The organism is Devosia soli (genome assembly GCF_000970455.1).
GTDB lineage: Bacteria > Pseudomonadota > Alphaproteobacteria > Rhizobiales > Devosiaceae > Devosia > Devosia soli.
Map to the genome: position 1 here is coordinate 386,827 of NZ_LAJG01000042.1, position 19,280 is coordinate 406,106.

A 19,280-nucleotide genomic window follows, 5' to 3' on the forward strand; every position below is an offset into this window, starting at 1 on the left:
GGAGCAGCCAAGCGCGGCGCGGACCGTCATTTAGTGCCGTACATGCGGTCGCCCGCATCGCCGAGACCGGGGATGATATAGCCCTTTTCGTTGAGGTGGCTGTCGATCGAGGCGGTGTAGACCGAAACGTCAGGATGCGCCTTCTCGAAATTCGTGATGCCTTCGGGCGCAGCGAGAAGGCAGAGGAAGCGGATATTGTTGGCCCCGCGCTCCTTGAGCTTTTCGATAGCTGCGGTCGCCGAATTGCCTGTGGCGAGCATGGGATCGACGACAATGATCAGCCGGTCCTCCAGATTGGACGGCGCCTTGAAGTAATATTCGACGGGCTCGAGCGTTTCATGGTCGCGGTAGATGCCGATATGGGCAACGCGCGCCGCGGGGACAAGGTCGAGCATGCCATCGAGTAGCCCGTTGCCGGCGCGCAGGATCGAGGCAAACACGAGCTTCTTGCCCTTGATCGCCGGCGAATCCATCGCAGACATCGGCGTCTCGATCGGGATCATTTCAAGTTCGAGATCGCGCGTTACTTCGTAGCACATCAGATGCGCGATCTCGCGCAGGAGCCGCCGGAAACCGGCGATGGAGGTCTCCTTGTTGCGCATGATCGTCAGCTTATGCTGGATCAGCGGATGATCGATGACTGTGACATTGCCCACGACTTTGCTCATATCGATCATCTTTCTCGGTTACAGGAAGGACTTGCCGTGGCGGCCGGGCGTGAGCCCAAGCCATGCGGCGATGCTTTCCCCAATATCTGCGAAGGTGGGCCGAATGCCAATCTCTCCTTTGGGGAGGGCTGGGGAAAAGACGAGGATCGGCACCTGTTCGCGGGTGTGATCGGTGCCAGGCCATGTCGGATCATTGCCATGGTCGGCGGTCAAGATGAGAAGATCATCAGGCCGCATCTTGGCAATTAACTCGGGCAGACGCGCATCGAACAGCTCGAGCGCTGCAGCATAGCCGGGCACGTCGCGGCGGTGACCATATTCCGAATCGAAATCGACGAAATTGGTCATGATGAAAGCGCGATCGGCCGCCATTTCCATGGCGTCGAGCGTCTTGTCGAAGAGCTGCGGAATGCCCGTGCCTTTGATCTTATGGGTTACGCCAGAGCCAGCGTAGATGTCGGAAATCTTTCCAACAGCATAGACTTGGTTGCCCACCGCCTGATTGCGATCGAGCAGGGTCGGCTCAGGCGGTGCAATGGCAAAATCGCGGCGATTGCCGGTGCGCTTGAACGTGTCCGGGGTTTCGCCCACAAAAGGCCGGGCGATGACGCGGCCGATATTGAGCGGGGCGGTCAGGTCGAAGGCGATCTTGCAGATATCGTAGAGGCGCTCGAGCCCGAAGTAGCTTTCATGCGCCGCGATCTGAAAGACGCTGTCGATGGATGTATAGCAAATCGGCTTACCGGTGCGGATATGCTCCTCGCCGAGCGCTGCGATGATATCCGTACCCGAGGCGTGCTTATCGCCTAAAATGCCGGGCAGCGCGGCACGACGCACAAATTCTTCGATCAGGTGTGGCGGAAACGCTGGCTCGGATTGGGGGAAATAGCCCCACTCGAAGGGCACAGGCACGCCGGCGATTTCCCAGTGTCCTGATGGCGTATCTTTACCGCGCGAGACTTCCCTTCCCACGCCGAACCTGCCACCTTTCGGCATGTCGCTGAGATTGGGTGGCAAGATACCCGTAGACAGTTTGATCGCCGCACCAAGCCCCATCGCATCCATGTTCGGCACATTGAGCGGACCGGAGCGCAGGCCAATTCTGTCCGCCCTGCCCTCGGCGGCCCATTCGGCAATATGGCCCACGGTGTTCGCGCCCTGATCACCATATTGATGGGCATCGGGCGCGCCGCCAATACCGACGCTGTCGAGAAGGCAGACAATTGCGCGTGGCATGGGCTTACTCCGTGGCAGTGATGCGGTCGGCGATCAGCGCAAATTTTGGCGCGCCGGACCCGACGAAATAGGCAGAGCGCAGACGCGCCTCGGCATCGGCGGCCGTAGCTTCATCGGCGGCGTGGATACGGGCGATCGGGGTATTGGGTTCAACCTCGGCACCAAAACCAAGCAGGCGATCGAACCCCACTCGATGATCGATGGTATCCGTCGGCGTCGCCCGACCGCCGCCAAGGGCGACAACCGCCATACCGACGCCGCGCGTATTGATCTCAGCGATAGTGCCACGCCCCAGAGCCAGAACGTCGCGAACGATCGGCGCCGACTGCAGATACTTATCCATGCGCTCGACAAAATCGGCGGGGCCACCCAGCTCGGAAACCATTCTCGAAAAATGCTCAGTCGCCTTGCCGCTATCGAGGGCGTCTTCCACTTTTTTGCGAGCGGAAGCAGATGTTTCCGCCATGCCGGTCATGAGAGCAATTTCCGCCGACAAGGCGAGTGTAACCTCGCGCAGACGCCGATCCTGGTGTTTGCCAGTCAGAAATTCGACGGCGTTGCGCATTTCGAGGCCATTGCCCGCAGCACTCGCCAGAGGCTGGTTCATATCGGTGATCAGCGCTCCGGTCCTTAGACCGGCGCCATTGGCAACGTCCACCAGACTTTTGGCCAGATCGCGTGATGCTTCGAGGGTCGGCATGAAGGCGCCAGAGCCGGTCTTAACGTCGAGCACGAGCGCTCCAAGGCCAGCAGCCAGTTTCTTCGACAGGATCGATGCGGTGATCAGGGAGATGGATTCGACTGTGCCCGTCACGTCGCGAATGGCGTAAAGTGTTTTATCGGCCGGCGCGAGATCGGCTGTCTGCCCGATAATGGCGCAGCCGGCCTCCTCCACCGCCTTGCGGAAGAGGGCATTGTCGGGCTGGGTCTGATAGCCGGGAATAGAATCGAATTTGTCGAGGGTACCGCCGGTGTGCCCCAGGCCCCGGCCGGAAATCATCGGCACATAGATTCCGATGGCGGCGAGGATCGGCGCGAGCATCAGCGAGACATTGTCGCCCACGCCACCTGTCGAATGCTTATCGGCGACCGGGCCATCGAGATCGGACCAGTCGAGCACAGTGCCAGAATCGCGCATGGCGAGGGTCAGCGCCACCCGCTCGTCCATGCTCATATCTTGAAAATAGACCGCCATAGCAAAGGCCGCGGCCTGCGCTTGGGAAACAGTGCCCTCGGCAAAGCCAGCGATGAAGCGGGCGATATCTTCCTTGGGAAGTTTTTCGCCATTGCGCTTTTTGAGGATCACTTCTTGGGGGAGGAAGACCATCGGATGGCTTTCAGCTCTGAGGAATTACCCCCACCCAACCTCCCCTGACAGAGGGAGGAATAGCCTAGAGGTCTTCTCTATATTGCGGCGAGAACCGACGCGCTCCTCCACCTATCAGGGGGAGGTTGGGTGGGGGTAAGCTCAGGCCCCGTATGGAATCCAGACGTTCTTCACCTGCGTCGCCTTCCCAAGGAAATAGTCCCCGGCAAAGCGCTGATCGGCGAGATCATAGTAGAGCCCGCGGCTGGTCCAGGTCTGCTTGAGATTGCCCACCGAGGCCTTCTCGACCATCTCAGAGCCTTCAGCGGAACCGGCAAACCAGAGCCCATCGACGCCATCGTGTTCGGCCAAGGTCTTGGCGAGGCTGAGGCTTTCCCCGGTGACGATGTTGACGACGCCCGAAGGCATGTCGGAAGTCTCGAGCACTTGGTAAAAGTCCGTCATCGACAGCGGCGAGCGCTCGGAAGGCACCAACACTACGGTATTGCCCATGGCGAGAGCCGGAGCGATCAGGGCAATTGAGCCCAGCAACGGCCGCGAGGGCGGCGCGACGATGCCCATCACACCCAAAGATTCGACCATGGCGGCCGCAATGGCGCGCATGGGCGGATTATGGACCGCGCCATCATATTTGTCGGCCCAGCCGGCAAAGGCAAAGAGGCGCTCGACGGACTGAGCGACTTCCTTGGAACCGTCCTCGCCGGTCTGCGCCTTGATGCGCGCAGCGAATTCGTCGCGGCGATAGTCCAGATTTTCAGCGAGGAAATAAAGGATTTGCGCGCGGGAATGCGCCGCAGTCGTGCCCCAGCCAAGCGCGGCGCGGGCGGCTTCGACGGCATTGCGGATGTCCTTGCGATTGCCATCGCCGACTTCACCGACAAGCGCGCCACCGGCGCCGTGGACAGGCCGGTTGTAACCGCTATCGGGCCGTGCCTGCTTGCCGCCGATATACATCTTGGCGGTCTGATCGAGATGGCCAGTGTCGAGGAGATTTGCTGCCTGCGCAGGCACGGAAACCGGCGCGGGCGCAGGTGTTAAATCCTTCTCCCACTTAGGTCTGAGGTAGGCCGACATACCTTCGCGGCCGCCTTCGCGACCGAAACCGGATTCTTTATAGCCGCCGAAACCGACGGCAGCATCGAACTGGTTGGTGCCGTTGATCCAGACCACGCCAGCCTTGAGTTTTGGCGCAATATCGAGGGCGAGATTGATGTTCTCGCTCCAGACCGTCGCGGCAAGGCCGTAGCGGGTGTTGTTGGCGAGGGCCACCGCTTCTTCCGGCGTGCGGAAGCTCATGGCGACGAGGATAGGGCCAAAAATCTCTTCTGCTACAAGAGTATTGGCAGGTGAAACATTGGTGACGAGCGCGGGTTTCAGGAAGCAGCCATTGGCGGGCACCTGCCCGTCGGGCTCATAGACCACTGCGCCTTCGGCAACGCCACGTTTCATCAGGTCGCGGATGCGTTCGACCTGCACTGGTGCGACCAGCGCACCGATATCGACTGACTTATCAAGGGGATCGCCGACGCGCAGATTTGCCATGCGCTTTTTCACCTTGGCGATAAAGCGTTCCTCGATGGACTCTTGGACGAGAAGCCGCGAACCGGCGCAGCAGACTTGGCCCTGGTTGAACCAGATGGCTTCCACCAACCCTTCCACAGCAGAGTCGAGATCGGCATCTTCGAAGACGATGTAGGGCGACTTGCCGCCGAGTTCGAGTGACAGGCCTTTGCCGGTTCCGGCCGTGGCGGCGCGAATGATTTTTCCCACTTCGGTCGAACCGGTGAACGCGATTTTGTCGACGTCGGAGTGGTTTACCAGCGCCGCGCCGGTGTCGCCCTCGCCCGTGACGATGTTGACGACGCCCTTCGGAAGTCCAACGCGCTCGCAGATTTCAGCGAAAAGCAGCGCGGTGAGCGAGGTGAATTCGGCGGGTTTGAGAACTACCGTATTGCCCGCTGCCAAGGCTGGCGCGATCTTCCAGGCCAGCATCAGCAGCGGGAAATTCCAGGGGATGATCTGGCCGCAGACGCCGTAGGGGACGTGGTCGGGGAATTCGCGTTGGAGGTGCGTTGCCCAGCCGGCGTGGTGATAAAAATGCCGTGCGACCAATGGGATATCGGCGTCGCGGCTTTCGCGGATGGGCTTGCCGTTGTCCATGGTTTCGAGCACGGCGAAGAGGCGGCTGTGCTTCTGGATCATGCGGGCGATGGAATAGAGAAATTTCCCGCGTTCATAACCACTTAGCCCGCTCCACAATGGGAAGGCAGAGCGAGCGGCGGCGACGGCCAAATCGACATCTGCCGGGGTGCCGTCGGTGATGTCGGCTAATTTGTCGCCATTGGCTGGATTGGTGCTAGCAAAAGTCTTGCTGGGGGCGGTCCAGGTGCCGTCGATGAAGTGGCCGAAAAGGCGGTTTTTACTGTCGAGCCAAGCGTTTGCCTGGTCCGCCGTTTCGGGTGCGGGGCCGTATTCGAGGGTTTCGAAGATTTGTGCGATCTTGTTCATTTGTGGCCTCACACCATTGGCTGGCGGTAGTCGGCGGCGTAGTGGCCGGTTAACCCGTGCTCGAGCTGACGTTCTATATCCGTTAACAATCCGCTAGCGCCGAAGCGGAATAAATGGGGATTCAGGTAATGGGTCCCCAGTTCCTCTTTCATCAGCGCCATATATTTGAGCGCATCGCCCGCGGTGGCGATGCCGCCGGCCGGTTTGTAGCCGATCTCGATGCCGGTCTCCTCATTGAACCAGCGGATCATGCGGATCATGGTCAGCGAGGTGACGAGATTGGCGTTGACCTTTTCCTTGCCGGTCGAGGTCTTGATAAAATCGGCGCCGGCCAGCATGCAGACGAGTGAGGCCTTGGCGATATTGGTCTGGGTCGCGAGTTCGCCCGTGCCCAGAATGGTCTTGATATGCGCATCGCCGCAGGCCTTGCGGAAGGCGCGGACCTGATCGTAGAGCGCCTGCCAATCGCCGCGCAGGACCATGCCGCGCTCGATGACGATGTCGATTTCCTGAGCGCCGTCTTTTACTGAGGCTTCGATCTCGGCAATCTTGGTTTCGACCGGGGCGAGGCCATGTGGGAAGGCAGTCGAGACGGCGGCGACCGGAATGCCGGTGCCCTCCAATGCGTCGACGGCCGTCTTGACGAAGGTGTGGTAGACGCAGACGGCGCCGGGGAGGATGCGGAGATCTTTGACCCCGAGCTTATCGACGATATCGGCGCGGAGCGGATTACGCGCCTTGGCGCAGAGGCGCTCGACGCGGCCGGGCGTATCGTCGGCATTGAGCGTTGTCAGGTCGATCAGCGTGATGGCTTTCAAGAGCCAGGCGAGCTGATAGTCCTTCTTGACCGTGCGGCGCGCGCCGATGGAGCCGGCGCGGCGCTCGAGAGCCGAGCGGTTCATGCGAACGCGTTCGACCCAATCGAGATCGAGCGGATAGCCCGGATTGCGCTTGTGAGCGGGCGCGTGGCTGCTCCCGCTATTGTCGACGACCTTGAGACTCATAGCTCCTCCACGAGGGCCGGGATCAGCTTTTGCAGCTTGGCCGCCCCTTGCACCGCCATGGTTTTGGTATGCTCATGGCTGATGTTTTCGTTCGACAGGCCGGCGCCCATATTGGTGATGGACGAGCAGGCCCAGACTTTCAGCCCCAGAAAGCGTCCGAGGATCACTTCCGGAGCGGTCGACATGCCAACGGCATTGGCGCCGAGACGGATGGCCATCTGGATTTCGGCGATGGTTTCAAAGCTCGGGCCGGAATACCAGAGGTAGATCCCCTCCCCGACCTTGATACCGAGCTTTTCGCCGGCAGCCTTGGCCTTGGCGCGCAGATCGGAATTATAGCAATCGACCATGTTCACAAAACGGCGGTCGGTCGGCTCGCCGATCAGCGGGTTCATGCCGGCATAATTGATGTGATCGGAGATCAGCATGAGATCGCCGGGGCGTAGGTTTTCGTCGAGCGAGCCGGCGGAATTGGTCAGGAGCAGCGTCTTGGCGCCAAGCTCGGCCATGGTCTCGAGCGCGGGACGCATGGCAGCGGCATTGCCGTGCTCATAATAGTGCTCGCGGCCGGTGAGAATGGCGATGCGCTTGCCGCTCATCGTGCCGATCAACAGATCACGGCCGTGGCCGGAAACGCCGGCGCCCGGAAAATCCCTGAGTTCGGAATAGGGAATGTTGACCTTGTCTTCGAGGAGATCACCAATGGCCGAGAGGCCGGAGCCGAAGGTCAGCGCGGCGACGATGGGTTCTTCACCGGCGATCTTGCGAATGGTTTTGGCGGCTTTGGTCATTGGGTCAGGTCCGAGAGATCTATCATTGCCGACACCCCCTCCCTGCCTCCCCCATCAAGGGGGAGGTGCAGGGCCGGTGGGTGGGATAGGCTTGTGCCAGAAACTGGATGCGACACCTCCCCCCTTGTCGAGGAGGCTGGGAGGGGGGACATCGTCATTTGCCGAGGAACTCCGGCCCAAAACTGTGCGGCAAGAGCTGTCCCAGTGTCTGCACAAGCGGCGCTCCATCGACTCCATGCGAGATCACCTCAACATCGAGATCGGCGAATTCGCGGATGCGTTGGCGGCAGCCGCCGCAGGGGGTGACGGGATTGGCGCCGGGGCCGGTGACGTAGATACGCGTGATGCGGCGGGCGCCGCCGGCGATCATGGCGGCGATAGCTGAGGTTTCGGCGCAATTGCCCTGCGGGTAGGCGGCGTTTTCGATGTTGCAGCCCGAATAGATCTTGCCGTCATCGGCAAGGATGGCGGCGCCGACCTGGAAATTCGAATAGGGCGCATAGGCCTTGGCGCGGATGGCTTCGGCGGCGGCGAAGAGGGATTTATCAGTATCGGTCATTTGTTTGTTCTCCTCTCGCCGATGATCGGCGCTGCGCTTCAACACACCAGACTGTCATCTCAGGATCCAACTTGATCTCAGGATGGGACCCGGCCTTCGCCGGTGTGACAACCGAATTTCGGGCAATCACGTGCCCTTGTGCTGGCGCTACCGCTCCTTCGTGTACGGCACGCCACCCGCCTTGGGGCCAACTGCCTTGCCGATGAAGCCGGCGAGGAGCACGACTGTAAGAACATAGGGCAGAGCCTGGATGGCCTGGACGGGGACGACGCCGATGACCGGCAACTCGAAATTCTGCAGACGGATCTGCAGGGCATCGAGGAAGCCGAAGAGGAGGCAGGTAAACATGGCGGGGACCGGTTTCCACTTGGCAAAGATCAGTGCTGCAAGGGCGATATAGCCCTTGCCGGCGGTCATATTGTTGCCGAAGCCCGAGCCTTGGGCGATCGAGAAGTAAGCGCCGGCCAAACCGCAGAGAAGGCCGGTGATGATGATGGCCTGATAGCGCTGCTTGACCACCGAAATGCCGGCGGTGTCGACCGCTTTGGGATTTTCACCCACGGCACGAAGACGAAGGCCGAAGCGGGTGCGATAGAGCACGAATGCCGTCACTGCCACCATGATGAAGGCGACATAAACGAGAATATAGTGGCCAGAAATCAGCTCGGAATAGATCGGGCCAAGTATGGGCACGCCTGAAAGTTCATTGGCGAAGGGCAGCGTGATGGGCGAGAAGCGGCCGCCTTCGGAGAGTGCTGGCGTACGACCACCCTGGCTGAACCAGGTCTGGCCGAGGAAAGTCGTCATGCCGGCCGCGAGCATGTTGATGGCAACGCCCGCGATCAACTGATTGCCCTTGAGCGTGATGGCGGCAGCGCCCTGGAGCAGCGTCGTCGAAAGCGACACGGCCATGCCAGCGAGAAGGCCGAGCCAGGCGGAGCCGGAAATGGCGGCGACGGCACCGGCCGCGAAAGCGGCGGCCAGCATCTTGCCTTCAAGGCCGATGTCGAAAATGCCGGCCCGTTCCGAATAGAGCCCCGCCAAGCAGGCGAGGAGGAGCGGCGTCGAAAGACGGATCGTGGCATCGAGGACGGAGAGAATGACGGCGAGATCCATCTCAGCTCTCCGGCTTGGCGGTCGAAACCGCAATGGCTTCGGATTTCTGCTCGGGCGAGAGCAGCATGAAGGCGCGTTCGAGCGAGGGGCGGAAAAGCCCTTCCATGGCACCGGTAAAAAGAATGACCAGGGCCTGGATCACGACGATCATTTCGCGGGTGATGCCGGGAATGACGAACTGCAATTCCTGCCCGCCTTGATAGAGCGCGCCAAAGAGAATGGCGGCGAGCGCAATGCCGATCGGGTGATTGCGGCCCATGAGCGCGACGGCGATGCCGACAAAGCCAGCGCCGGCGACGAAATCGAGCACCAGACGGTTTTGCACGCCCATGACTTCATTGATCGCCACCATGCCGGCAAGGGCGCCGGAAATGGTCATGGTGATCATGATCATCTTCGAGTTCGAAATACCGGCATAGCGCGAGGCCGTCGGATTGGCGCCGAGGACGCGCATGGCATAGCCGAACTTGGTGTGCCAGATCAGGATATAGACGCCAATCAGCGCGGCGATGGCGATGACGATCGAGAGATTGACTGGGGAATAGCCGAAGAAGGAGAAGAACTGCCGGAGTTGCGGCACGCGGCCGGCGACCTCGATGGTTTCGGATTCCGGAGCCATGGTCGACGCGGGTTTGAGCACGCGATTGACCATGTAGACCATCAGCGCCGAGGCGATGAAATTGAACATGATGGTGGTGATGACGACGTGGCTGCCGCGCTTGGCCTGGAGCCAGCCGGGCACGAAGGCCCAGAAGCCACCGACGGCGCCGGCCGCGATGACGGCCAGCGGCATGGCGATGAGCCAATGGGTCTGGTCGAGCGCGAGGGCAACGACTACGGCGCCGAGACCGGCGACATAGGCCTGGCCATCGCCGCCGATATTGAAGAGCCCGGCGTGGGCGGCAACGGCCACCGCAAGACCGGTAAAGATGAAATTGGTGGCGTAATAAAGCGTGTATCCAAATCCATCGCCATAGCCGAAGGCGCCATAAAGGATGACCTGAATGGCATGAAACGGATTTTCGCCGACGAGCAGCACGACAAGGCCCGAGACGAGGAAGGCGAGAAGAAGGTTTAGGGCCGGCAGGAGGGCGATATCGGCCCAGCGCGGTAGAGGTCTATGTGCGCTCATGGAAGAGGTCCCTGTTCGGCAATGCCGATGGTGCGGGGCGCGGTCTTGTTGATGCCGGCCATCATCAGGCCGAGTTCGCCTTCAGTTGCAGTTGCCGGATCGGCTTCGCCGACGATGACGCCATCGAACATGACGAGGATGCGATCGGCGAGGGAGCGGATTTCATCGAGCTCGACGGACACGAGCAGGATCGCCTTGCCCTCGTCGCGCATCTTGATGATTTCATTGTGGATGAATTCGATGGCGCCGATATCGACGCCGCGGGTCGGCTGACCGATGACCAGCACGTCCGGGTCCTGCTCCATTTCGCGGGCGAGGACGATCTTTTGCTGATTGCCGCCAGAAAAGAGCGATGATTTCAGATTGATATTGGCTGGGCGGACGTCAAAGAGCTTGACCTGATCGGCGGCTGCCTTTTTAGCGGCGGCGATATCGAGGAAAGCGCCCGAGCCATAGGCGGGCTTGTCGTGATAGCCGAGAATGGCGTTTTCCCATTCCTGGAAGGTCGTAACGAGGCCCATGCGCTGGCGGTCCTCGGGCACGTGGGCGAGGCCAGCCTGGCGAGCGCGTGCCGCTCCATCATCGCCTTCGAGCGAGAGCGGCTTGCCGTTGAGAACAACGGTGCCCGATTTCTGATCGCGCATGCCGGTGATGGATTCGAGCAATTCGGACTGGCCATTGCCTGAAACGCCGGCAATGCCGACGATCTCGCCGGCGCGGATGGCAAAGCTGACATCCTTGACGCGGGTGACGCCCATATCGTCGGCAACGACGAGATTCTGGACTTCCAGGAGGGTCTTGCCTGGGTTGGCGGCGGTCTTGTCGACGCGGAGGAGCACGCGGCGGCCAACCATGAGTTCGGCCAGTTCTTCGGGACTGGTTTCGCTGGTCTTGACGGTCGCGACCATCTGGCCCTGGCGCATGACCGAGACATTATCGGTGATCGCCATGATCTCGCGCAGCTTGTGGGTGATGAGGATCACCGTCTTGCCCTGGGCGCGGAGCGTTTCGAGGACGCGGAAGAGGTCGTCGGCTTCCTTGGGGGTTAGGACGCCGGTCGGTTCGTCGAGAATGAGGGTTTCGGCGCCGCGATAGAGCGCCTTGAGGATTTCGACGCGCTGCTGCTGGCCGACCGAAATATCCTCGATGATGGCATCGGGATCGACTTCGAGCCCATATTCCTTTTCGAGCCGGTCGAGTTCCTTGCGAGCGCGATTGAGGCTGGGCTTGAGGAAGCCGGAATCTTCGGCGCCGAGGACGATGTTTTCGAGGACCGAGAAATTGTCGACCAGCATGAAATGCTGGTGCACCATGCCGATGCCAAGCGCGAGCGCCTGCCGGCTGTCGGCGATATTGGCTTCGGCGCCATTGACACGGATCGTGCCGCTGTCGGCCGTGTAGAAGCCATAGAGGATGGACATGAGCGTGGATTTGCCCGCGCCATTCTCACCCACGATGCCGTGGATGGTGCCGCGTGCAATTTTCAGATCGATGTCCTTGTTGGCGTGAACGGCGCCGAACCGCTTGTTGATCTTTTCAAGCTCGATCGCCCAGCCATTGGCTGGTGCGGATGCAGCGGCCGTTTCCGGCCGCTGCGTGTTCATGGAGTTCTCACTCATGCCGAGCGCTTAGAGCGGGCAGGTAGAATCGGTGGTGTAGTCGTGGACCTCAACGTCACCGGCGATGATCTTGGCCTTGTAGTCTTCGGCCGCGGCAGTCATTTCCGGCGTGATGAGGGCTTCATTGTATTCATCCACGGCATAGCCGACGCCGTCATTGGCAAGGCCGAGAACGGTCAGGCCTGGCTTGAAGGTCGCATCATCGGCAGCTTCCGTCAGCGCGTTCTGGACGGCAACGTCGACGCGCTTGAGCATCGAGGTCAGGACCGAACCGGGCTGGAGGTAGTTCTGGTTGGAATCGACACCGATCGAGAACTTGCCAGCGTCCTTCATGGCCTGGAGAACGCCGAGGCCCGAGCCACCGGCTGCTGCGTAAACGACGTCTGCGCCGGCATCGACGGCAGCCTTGGCGAGTTCGCCAGCGGTCACCGGGTCATTCCAGGCGGCAGGCGTGGTGCCGGTGTAGTTCTCGATCAGCTTGATATCGGGGTTCACGGCCTTGGCGCCCTGGGCATAGCCGCAATAGAACTTGTGGATCAGCGGAACGTCCATGCCGCCGACGAAGCCGACCGTACCGGTTTCGGACTTCATGGCCGCAAGAACGCCGACGAGGAACGAGCCGGTGTGCTCGTCGAACAGGATCGACTGCACGTTGGGCGCATCGACGACGGTGTCGATGACGACGAAATTGGTATCGGGGAATTCCGAGGCGACGGCGGTGAGCGCGGCGGTCCAGGAGAAGCCGGCCATCACGATCGGGTTGGCGCCCTGACCGGCAAAGCGGCGAAGGGCCTGCTCGCGCTGCGCATCGTTCTGCAGTTCGAGATCGAGGAAGTTGCCGCCAGTTGCGGCCTTCCAGGCTTCGGCGCCATTGTAGGCTGCTTCGTTGAACGACTTGTCGAACTTGCCGCCGAGGTCATAGATCACGGCCGGATCGGCCAAGGCAGCGCCGGTCAGGATCGCGCTCAGGGCAATGCCACCGGTCAGAGCCTTGGTGAGGGTTGAGAATTTCATGGATTTAGTCTCCCTGTCTGACATCGTGTGGCCTGGCACCCCCTCGGGGCCAGTCCCAATGTCCTAACAAAGAATAAAATCGTTGAATGACCCGCCCCGCAAGAGGGATCGGCTATTATTTTTCCGGATGGTCAAAATTCTCGGGGAGATATTCTGTCACCCGAGGGCAACAGGCAATTGACTACCAGCGCGCAAGGATCGCCTGGAACTGCGTGCCGAGATCGACATCGGCGTAAAGCACGCAAAGAACGGCGACGGCGGCTATGAGATAAAGCGCGATACCATCGCGCGTCCGGCTGGTCATATTCATTTTGAGACAAATTGCAAATGTTGACAGGCGTGTCTCTAACGCTCGGGCCGGGTCGGGATTGTGGCCGCCCCGGGGCAAAGTTTTCTTATGGTGAACCGCCGGTTAATCCTGGGGCAGTGGCGTGACCGCGATGCCCGCGGCGGCGCCGAAACGCTCGAAAAAGCCATCGATGATGCGCTGCGCCGAACTGCCGATGATCGCCTTGCCGAGCTTCATGATCTGGCCCGAAGCGCCGCCATCGGCCCGGAAGGTGAGGATGGTGTCGGGACCTTCATCGATAAGGGCGACATCGGCGCTGCCTTCGGCAAGGCCCATGAAGCCGCCCTTGCCGCGGCCGGAAAGCGTGTAGCTTTCTGCCGGGACGATATCGGAAAGCGCGAGTTCGCCCTTAAAAGTCGGCTGCATGACGCCGAGGTTGACCTTGATTTCGAGGTCGAGCGTGCCGGGGCCGGACCAGTCGATATGGCTGCAGCCAGGGATGGCGGCCTTGAGCATGGTGGGGTCGTTCAGCGCCTCCCAGATGCGGGCGCGCGGGGCGGACATGAGATAGCGGCCACCGAATTCCATTAGGCCTGAACCCCGCCACAAAGGCGTCGCGGCGACGTCATAAAATTGAGCAAAATCATGGTGGCGGACCCCAGTCTTTACGTGCGGCTTTTTCGCACCAATATGGACTAAATAGTTGCGGGAGCGAGACGATGCAATTGTCAGCAGAGGCTTCACGCGCAATCTAGGGTGCATGGGCACCCCATGGCCTGACGGGCCGCCAAATGGACAGGGAGCGATCGATGACCGACCAAGTGACCACCGCACCGCAGAGCACTTCCAGCGTCGTGACGGAACGGCCGCTGCAGTATCTCGATAAGGCCGTCAACGCCATCCGCGACCTCGGCATCTGGCCCGAACAGCAGGGCGAGCAGCCGATCACCGGACTGTTGAGCCAGATCACCGAACTCGACCAAACGCGCGTCATCCTGATCGGCCGCACGCTTTCCCAGGCGAGCGCCTTTAACGAAGTGGTGCGCGAGCAGGTCGCCGCCATGAAGATCGGCGAGCGCTACGAAGAGATCACCAAGGGCTTCGATTCCATTCGCGACGATGCCAAGATGCTGGTCGACCAACTTGCCGACAACAAGCTCGACATGATGGAGCGCGTCTCGAACGTCTGGATGAAGGTGAGCCGGGGCGATATCGCCACGCGCTTCAACTCCATTCGCGACACTTACCTCGCCGTCACCAAGGACACCAAGGACCAGATCGATCGCGAGCAGATCATCCTCGAAGCCTATCGCGATTTCCGCGGCGCCCTGAAGCAGGCCGAAGTGATGGCACTCGAAGTGCTGCACACGGCCGAACAGCGGCTCGAGGAAAAAAAGAACGTTCTGCAAAAATCCGCCGATGAACTGGCCGCCTATGCCGGAACGGTCCCGGCTGACCGGGCGCGCCTCGAAATGGCGCGCGACGAGCGCCTCCGCGAGATGCAGAACGAAGAAAAGCGCTATCAGATCGCCAAGGACCTCTCGGACAACCTGACCATTTCCTACAATACTTCGGAAGTGGTGATGGCGCGGCTGATGCAGACGACCAATGCCAAGGAACGGGTCTATCAACAGTCGATCTCGTTCTTTTCGACCAATGAAACGGTGCTGACGGCGCTTTCGGCGTCCTTCACCGGCATGTTCGGGCTCAACGAATCCACCCAGACGCTGAACGCGATGAAGGAAGGTATGTCGAAGAGCCTCGAAACGCTCTCCGAAATCGGCGACAAGGTGCAGGAAGAAGCGGTCAAGGCCGGCTATGGCCCGACGGTGCGGGCCGATGCGGTCAAAAAGCTCGTCGATAGCGTCGTCAACTTCCAGGAAAAAAGCCGCACCATCATCAACGAGATGCGCCTGGCTTCGACCAAGAACTCGGCCGAAATCCGTGACGCCGTCGAAGACGGCAAGCGCCGGCTTGCGACATTGGCGGCAGAGGGCAATGCCCTCTTGCTCGAAACCAAGAACTGACAGGGCCAGGTGGAGAAATAGGCCCAGAGGATGAGTGACGCGACGGCCAAGACGGCTGCCCCTCTCGATGAAGTCATGCTGGCGATGGACGTGGTGGATACACTGCGCCATCGGCAGGATCTCGTGACCCGTGAGCTCGATGGCTCGGCGCGCGAGGCGCAGCTAATCGAGCGCCTGCGCGAGATTTATCGCCAGCAGGGCATCGAAGTACCGGATCACATTCTACGCGAGGGCGTCGAGGCACTCGCGCAAAGCCGTTTTGCCTACGATTCGCCCGCCCCGGGCCTCAAGACCAGCCTCGCCCGGCTTTATGTGTCGCGTCAGCGCTGGGGCCGTCCGGTCGTGTTTGCGCTGGGAGCGATCCTCGCGCTGGGGGTTGGCTATTTTGGCGTATACCAGCCGATCGCGGCAAACAGGGCGCATCAGGAACAGGTCGAACTGACCGAAGGCCTGCCGGCGCAGATGGATGCGCTTTACCAAACCATTTTCGATGAAACCAAGGTGCAACAGGCAGTGGTCGAGGCCGATGCGCTGGTCAAGCGCGGCAAGGCCTTTGCTGCCGAGGGCAACCGCACCGGGGCGGAAGACGTCATCACGGACTTGACCGCGCTTCGCGACCGTTTGCGCCAGGAATATGTGGTTCAGGTCGTCAATCGCTCAGGAGAACAATCGGGCTTCTGGACCTTTCCCGAAATCAACACCGACGCCACCAATTACTATCTCGTCGTCGAAGCGCGCGACCCGGACGGCAATGTCCTGAGCCTGCCGATCCTCAACGAGGAAACCGGGCAGACCGAGACCGTTTCGGTCTGGGGCCAGCGCGTGCCCGAGAGCGTCTATAATGCCGTGGCAGCCGATAAGCGCGACGATGGCATCATCCAGGCCAATGAAGTGGGCCGGAAATCCGACGGCTTTCTCGATCTTGAATATCTGATGCCCGTGCTCGACGGCGCACTGACCCAGTGGTGATGGCATGAGCATAGGTGGCCCCCAGGCATTGGCGAGCCTTGAAGAGGCGATGCGCGACATCCGGCGCGAGGAAGACGAGATTTCCCGGCGCCTTGCACGCTCTGCCGAAGTCATCGCCAAGATCAAGGAAAGCGAAGCCGAACTTTTCCGGCAACTGGCGCAACTGCGTCTCGACCCGTCGGTGCAGGCCGAACTCGACGGCCGCATTTCGAGCGCCGAAAGCCGGGCGCGGGAAACGCTCAAGGCCCATGGCAAGGCCGTCGAGGCCGCGCAGAAAGAGATCGACGATCTTGAAGCGGCGCGGGTCTCGCTGCTCGAACGCCGGCGTAACGCGGCAGCGGACCTGGCCGAGCGGCAAAACGCGCTCGACGCGCTGCTGCAACAGGTCTCGGCCCGGCTCGACACGGACCCAGCCTTTTTGGCCAAGCGTCAGGACGCCGAAATGCTCGCCGAGGTGGCCGAGCAATCCATGGAGAAAACGCGGCAGGCGGAAGCCGATCGCGAGGAAAAGGGCAAGCCTTACCGCGACGATCCGCTCTTCAGCTATCTGTGGGATGCCGGTTTCGGCACCAGCGCCTATAAGGCGAATAATCTCGTGCGCTATCTCGATGGGCTCGTGGCCAATCTTGTCGGCTTCCAGAAAGCGCGGCCGAACTACGCCATGCTCAACGATATTCCGCAGCGGCTGCGCGAGCATGCCGAACGGCAGGAAGCCAATGCGCAGGCCGCCGACGCGGCACTCGACACGCTCGCCAACGAGGCTGCGGACGAGGCCGGCGGCAAGCCGCTTCGCGATGCGAAAGCCAAGGCCGAAGCCGACCTGCAGGCGATCGATGCGGCGATTGTCGAAGCGGAAGACAAGCGGGATGCAGCCAGCGAAAAGCTGCAGCGCCTGACCGATGGCGAGGACCCTGCCCTCGCCTCGGCCGCATCGGCCCTTGCGGCGGCGCTCGGCCAGGAAGACATCCAGACACTTCTTGCCGAGGCGCGGCTCACCCGCACCGGACAGGACGATACCATCGTCGCCCAGATCGACGAATCCCGCGCACGCCTGCGGGAGGAAGAAGAAGAAAGCCGCGATCTGCGCGAGCGGAGCAAGACCCTTGCCGCCCGCCGGCGCGAACTTGAAGACATCCAGTGGGAATTCAAGAAACAGCGGTTCGATGATCCGCGCTCGAGCTTTGGCGAGGACAAGCTCGTCGGCGATCTTCTCAACGATTTCCTGCGCGGCGGCATTTCGGCAGCAAGTTACTGGGAACAGTGGCGCAAGAGCCAGAACTGGGCGCCCGGCAACGAATGGGGATCGGGGAGTTCGTCCCAGCGCCGCAGTTCCTCGCCTTGGCCAGAGCATGGCGGGGGCTTCCAATGGCCCGACAATTCGACTGCCGGCGGCTCTTCGGGCAATCGCAGGCCACGTTCGCCAGGTGGCTTCGGTGGCGGCTGGGGCGGTGGCGGCTCGAGCGGCGGCGGCTTTTCGCGCCCCCGCACGGGCAGCTCCGGCACGCGCAAGCATTCCGGCTTCAAGACCGGCGGCGGATTCTAGACCCGCCCCTTGATGTAACCCTCGGGTTCGGTCCCAGGGGCCCGCCTTCATCTTATCTTTGATGGAAAAACATCCTCGGGAAGGTCCCGAGGATTATAATATCCGGATCGCTAGACAGGCTGGCTGCCGAGCACCGCCAGGAGGCGCGGATTGACCTTGCCGGTTTCGCTCATACCCGTGCCGCGTTCGAAGGTTTTGATCGCTTCGGCGGTCTTAGGGCCGGCAACGCCATCGGGTGTGCCTACCTGGTAACCCAGTCGATTGAGCGCCTGCTGGACGCGGGAGATGACTTCGCGCGTGGTGATCGTCTCACCGGCATTGAAGGTCGGTGACCAGGTGCCGATAGGGGCAAAATTGGCGTCGAGCTTGATCGGCTCGCTCTGCCAGGCGTCGACTTCGGCCTGAATGCGGCTGACCGCGTCCGCCGTCAGCGATTTGGCGATATCGTCGCGTGCCTTGCCGGCATCCGCATCGCCGGCCTTGGCGGCCAGGGAGAACCACTTGTAGGACTGCTCGAAATTCTGCTCGATGCCCAGACCACGGGCATAAAGCATGCCGAGGTTGAACTGGCTGTCGGTCATGCCGCGGGCGGCGGCCTGCTGGAACCATTCGGCAGCCGGCTCGAACTTTTGTTCGCCCAGCGCCCCGCCCGCATAGAGCGCGGCAAGGTTGTGCATGGCCATGCGGTTGCCAGCTTCGGCAGCGCGCTGATACCAGAGGCGGGCGACTTCGAGGTCCTTTTCGACACCGGTGCCGGCTTCATAAAGATTGCCTAGGCGGTATTGCGCGGGAGCGAAACCCTGGGAGGCGGAGCGCTCGTACCACTTGGCCGCTTCTTCGGGATTGGCCGGCACGGCCTGGCCTTCGGTATAGATCGCGGCGATTTCGAACTGGGCGCGTGCATCGCCATCGGCGGCGGCCTGGCGTAGTTCTATCGGGCCCAGCCCTTCTGGCGGAAGTTCGAACGTCTCGGCCTTGGTCGCGGCCACAGGGCCAATGGCGCCGATCACCGGATCGTTGGTGTCCTCATTGATGGTCTCGATGATGTCGCCAGCCGGCTTGACGGTTTCCTGCGCAAAGAGCGCAGGCGGCATTGGTGTCACGTCGTTCGGCCGGGTAAAGCTCATGCGCTCGCCCGGATTGATCGAGCCGACCGCGGTGGCATCGACCATGTCGATAACGCGCGGGGCGACAAGCTCGGACACTTCTGCAGCGGGAACCGGATCGGTCGACACGGTTTCCTGCGGCGCGGCAGGCACTGTCGTCTCGGCAGGAGCCGGCGCTGGCGGCGCCTCGGAATTCATCCGCTGCAGCACGAGGTTGAGCGTCAGCATGGAGACGGCGATCAGCGCCGCGGTAAGAAGAAGCGGGCGGCGATAGCGCGTGAGGAAGCTCGGCGCAGCCTCGGTGGCGTCCTCCGCGATTTGGGGGGCAGCGGCGGCCGCAGGCGCAGCCTTGCGGGGGCGGCGGGCTTCGGC

Annotated in this window: 17 protein-coding genes; 3 read left to right on the forward strand and 14 right to left on the reverse strand. The window is 61.5% G+C overall.

Translation table 11 applies throughout. From position 1 onward, the window contains the following. Positions 1–26 precede the first annotated feature (26 nt). The 13 genes from upp to VW35_RS18485 all read right to left on the reverse strand — a co-directional run bounded on the left by upp (position 27) and on the right by VW35_RS18485 (position 13,851). The gene (upp, locus tag VW35_RS18430; RefSeq protein WP_046144597.1) at positions 27–668 is read right to left on the reverse strand and encodes a uracil phosphoribosyltransferase; all 642 of its coding nucleotides are present in this window, start codon (positions 666–668) and stop codon (positions 27–29) included. A gap of 18 nt (positions 669–686) precedes the next feature. Beyond that, the gene (locus VW35_RS18435) at positions 687–1,904 is read right to left on the reverse strand and encodes a phosphopentomutase (RefSeq protein ID WP_046144505.1); all 1,218 of its coding nucleotides are present in this window, start codon (positions 1,902–1,904) and stop codon (positions 687–689) included. 4 nt (positions 1,905–1,908) lie between these two features. Then, the gene (gene deoA, locus VW35_RS18440; protein ID WP_046144506.1) at positions 1,909–3,231 is read right to left on the reverse strand and encodes a thymidine phosphorylase; all 1,323 of its coding nucleotides are present in this window, start codon (positions 3,229–3,231) and stop codon (positions 1,909–1,911) included. 141 nt (positions 3,232–3,372) lie between these two features. Beyond that, positions 3,373–5,739, reverse strand: a complete 2,367-nt coding sequence (locus VW35_RS18445) for an aldehyde dehydrogenase family protein (RefSeq protein ID WP_046144507.1) — start codon at positions 5,737–5,739, stop codon at positions 3,373–3,375. Positions 5,740–5,747: 8 nt separating this feature from the next. Beyond that, complete coding sequence (gene deoC / locus VW35_RS18450) at positions 5,748–6,743, reverse strand: deoxyribose-phosphate aldolase (protein ID WP_046144508.1); 996 nt, start codon at positions 6,741–6,743, stop codon at positions 5,748–5,750. Then, positions 6,740–7,534: a purine-nucleoside phosphorylase gene (locus VW35_RS18455; protein WP_046144509.1), complete on the reverse strand. Its 795-nt coding sequence runs from the start codon at positions 7,532–7,534 to the stop codon at positions 6,740–6,742. Before VW35_RS18455 ends, deoC begins: the two co-directional genes overlap by 4 nt. A gap of 154 nt (positions 7,535–7,688) precedes the next feature. Beyond that, positions 7,689–8,093, reverse strand: a complete 405-nt coding sequence (locus tag VW35_RS18460) for a cytidine deaminase (RefSeq protein ID WP_046144510.1) — start codon at positions 8,091–8,093, stop codon at positions 7,689–7,691. A 147-nt stretch (positions 8,094–8,240) separates the two neighbouring features. Further along, complete coding sequence (locus VW35_RS18465; RefSeq protein WP_046144511.1) at positions 8,241–9,209, reverse strand: ABC transporter permease; 969 nt, start codon at positions 9,207–9,209, stop codon at positions 8,241–8,243. A gap of 1 nt (position 9,210) precedes the next feature. Further along, a complete protein-coding gene (locus tag VW35_RS18470) occupies positions 9,211–10,341 on the reverse strand; it encodes an ABC transporter permease (RefSeq protein WP_046144512.1) in 1,131 nt (376 codons plus the stop codon). Continuing rightward, entirely contained in the window at positions 10,338–11,945 is a 1,608-nt protein-coding gene (locus tag VW35_RS18475) for an ABC transporter ATP-binding protein (protein ID WP_046144513.1), read from the reverse strand. The genes VW35_RS18470 and VW35_RS18475 overlap by 4 nt, the downstream gene beginning before the upstream one ends. Before the next feature lie 24 nt (positions 11,946–11,969). Continuing rightward, positions 11,970–12,974, reverse strand: coding sequence for a BMP family lipoprotein (locus VW35_RS18480; RefSeq protein WP_046144514.1), 1,005 nt, complete (start codon positions 12,972–12,974; stop codon positions 11,970–11,972). Positions 12,975–13,155: 181 nt separating this feature from the next. Further along, positions 13,156–13,278 (reverse strand): hypothetical protein, encoded by a 123-nt coding sequence (locus VW35_RS22180; RefSeq protein ID WP_280136772.1) that lies wholly within the window; start codon positions 13,276–13,278, stop codon positions 13,156–13,158. A gap of 108 nt (positions 13,279–13,386) precedes the next feature. Beyond that, a complete protein-coding gene (locus tag VW35_RS18485; protein ID WP_046144515.1) occupies positions 13,387–13,851 on the reverse strand; it encodes an SRPBCC family protein in 465 nt (154 codons plus the stop codon). A gap of 221 nt (positions 13,852–14,072) precedes the next feature. On the opposite strand from VW35_RS18485, the gene VW35_RS18490 reads away from it, so the two are divergent. From VW35_RS18490 to VW35_RS18500, 3 genes are read left to right on the forward strand one after another with little or no spacing between them, the layout of a single operon-like run. After that, positions 14,073–15,290 (forward strand): hypothetical protein, encoded by a 1,218-nt coding sequence (locus VW35_RS18490; RefSeq protein WP_046144516.1) that lies wholly within the window; start codon positions 14,073–14,075, stop codon positions 15,288–15,290. A gap of 30 nt (positions 15,291–15,320) precedes the next feature. Then, complete coding sequence (locus VW35_RS18495; RefSeq protein WP_046144517.1) at positions 15,321–16,259, forward strand: DUF6384 family protein; 939 nt, start codon at positions 15,321–15,323, stop codon at positions 16,257–16,259. A gap of 4 nt (positions 16,260–16,263) precedes the next feature. Further along, positions 16,264–17,802 (forward strand): hypothetical protein, encoded by a 1,539-nt coding sequence (locus tag VW35_RS18500; RefSeq protein ID WP_152662656.1) that lies wholly within the window; start codon positions 16,264–16,266, stop codon positions 17,800–17,802. A gap of 110 nt (positions 17,803–17,912) precedes the next feature. Here the strand turns inward: VW35_RS18500 and VW35_RS18505 are convergent. After that, positions 17,913–19,280: SEL1-like repeat protein (locus tag VW35_RS18505; protein ID WP_046144519.1), on the reverse strand; the 1,368-nt coding region annotated here is incomplete at its 5' end.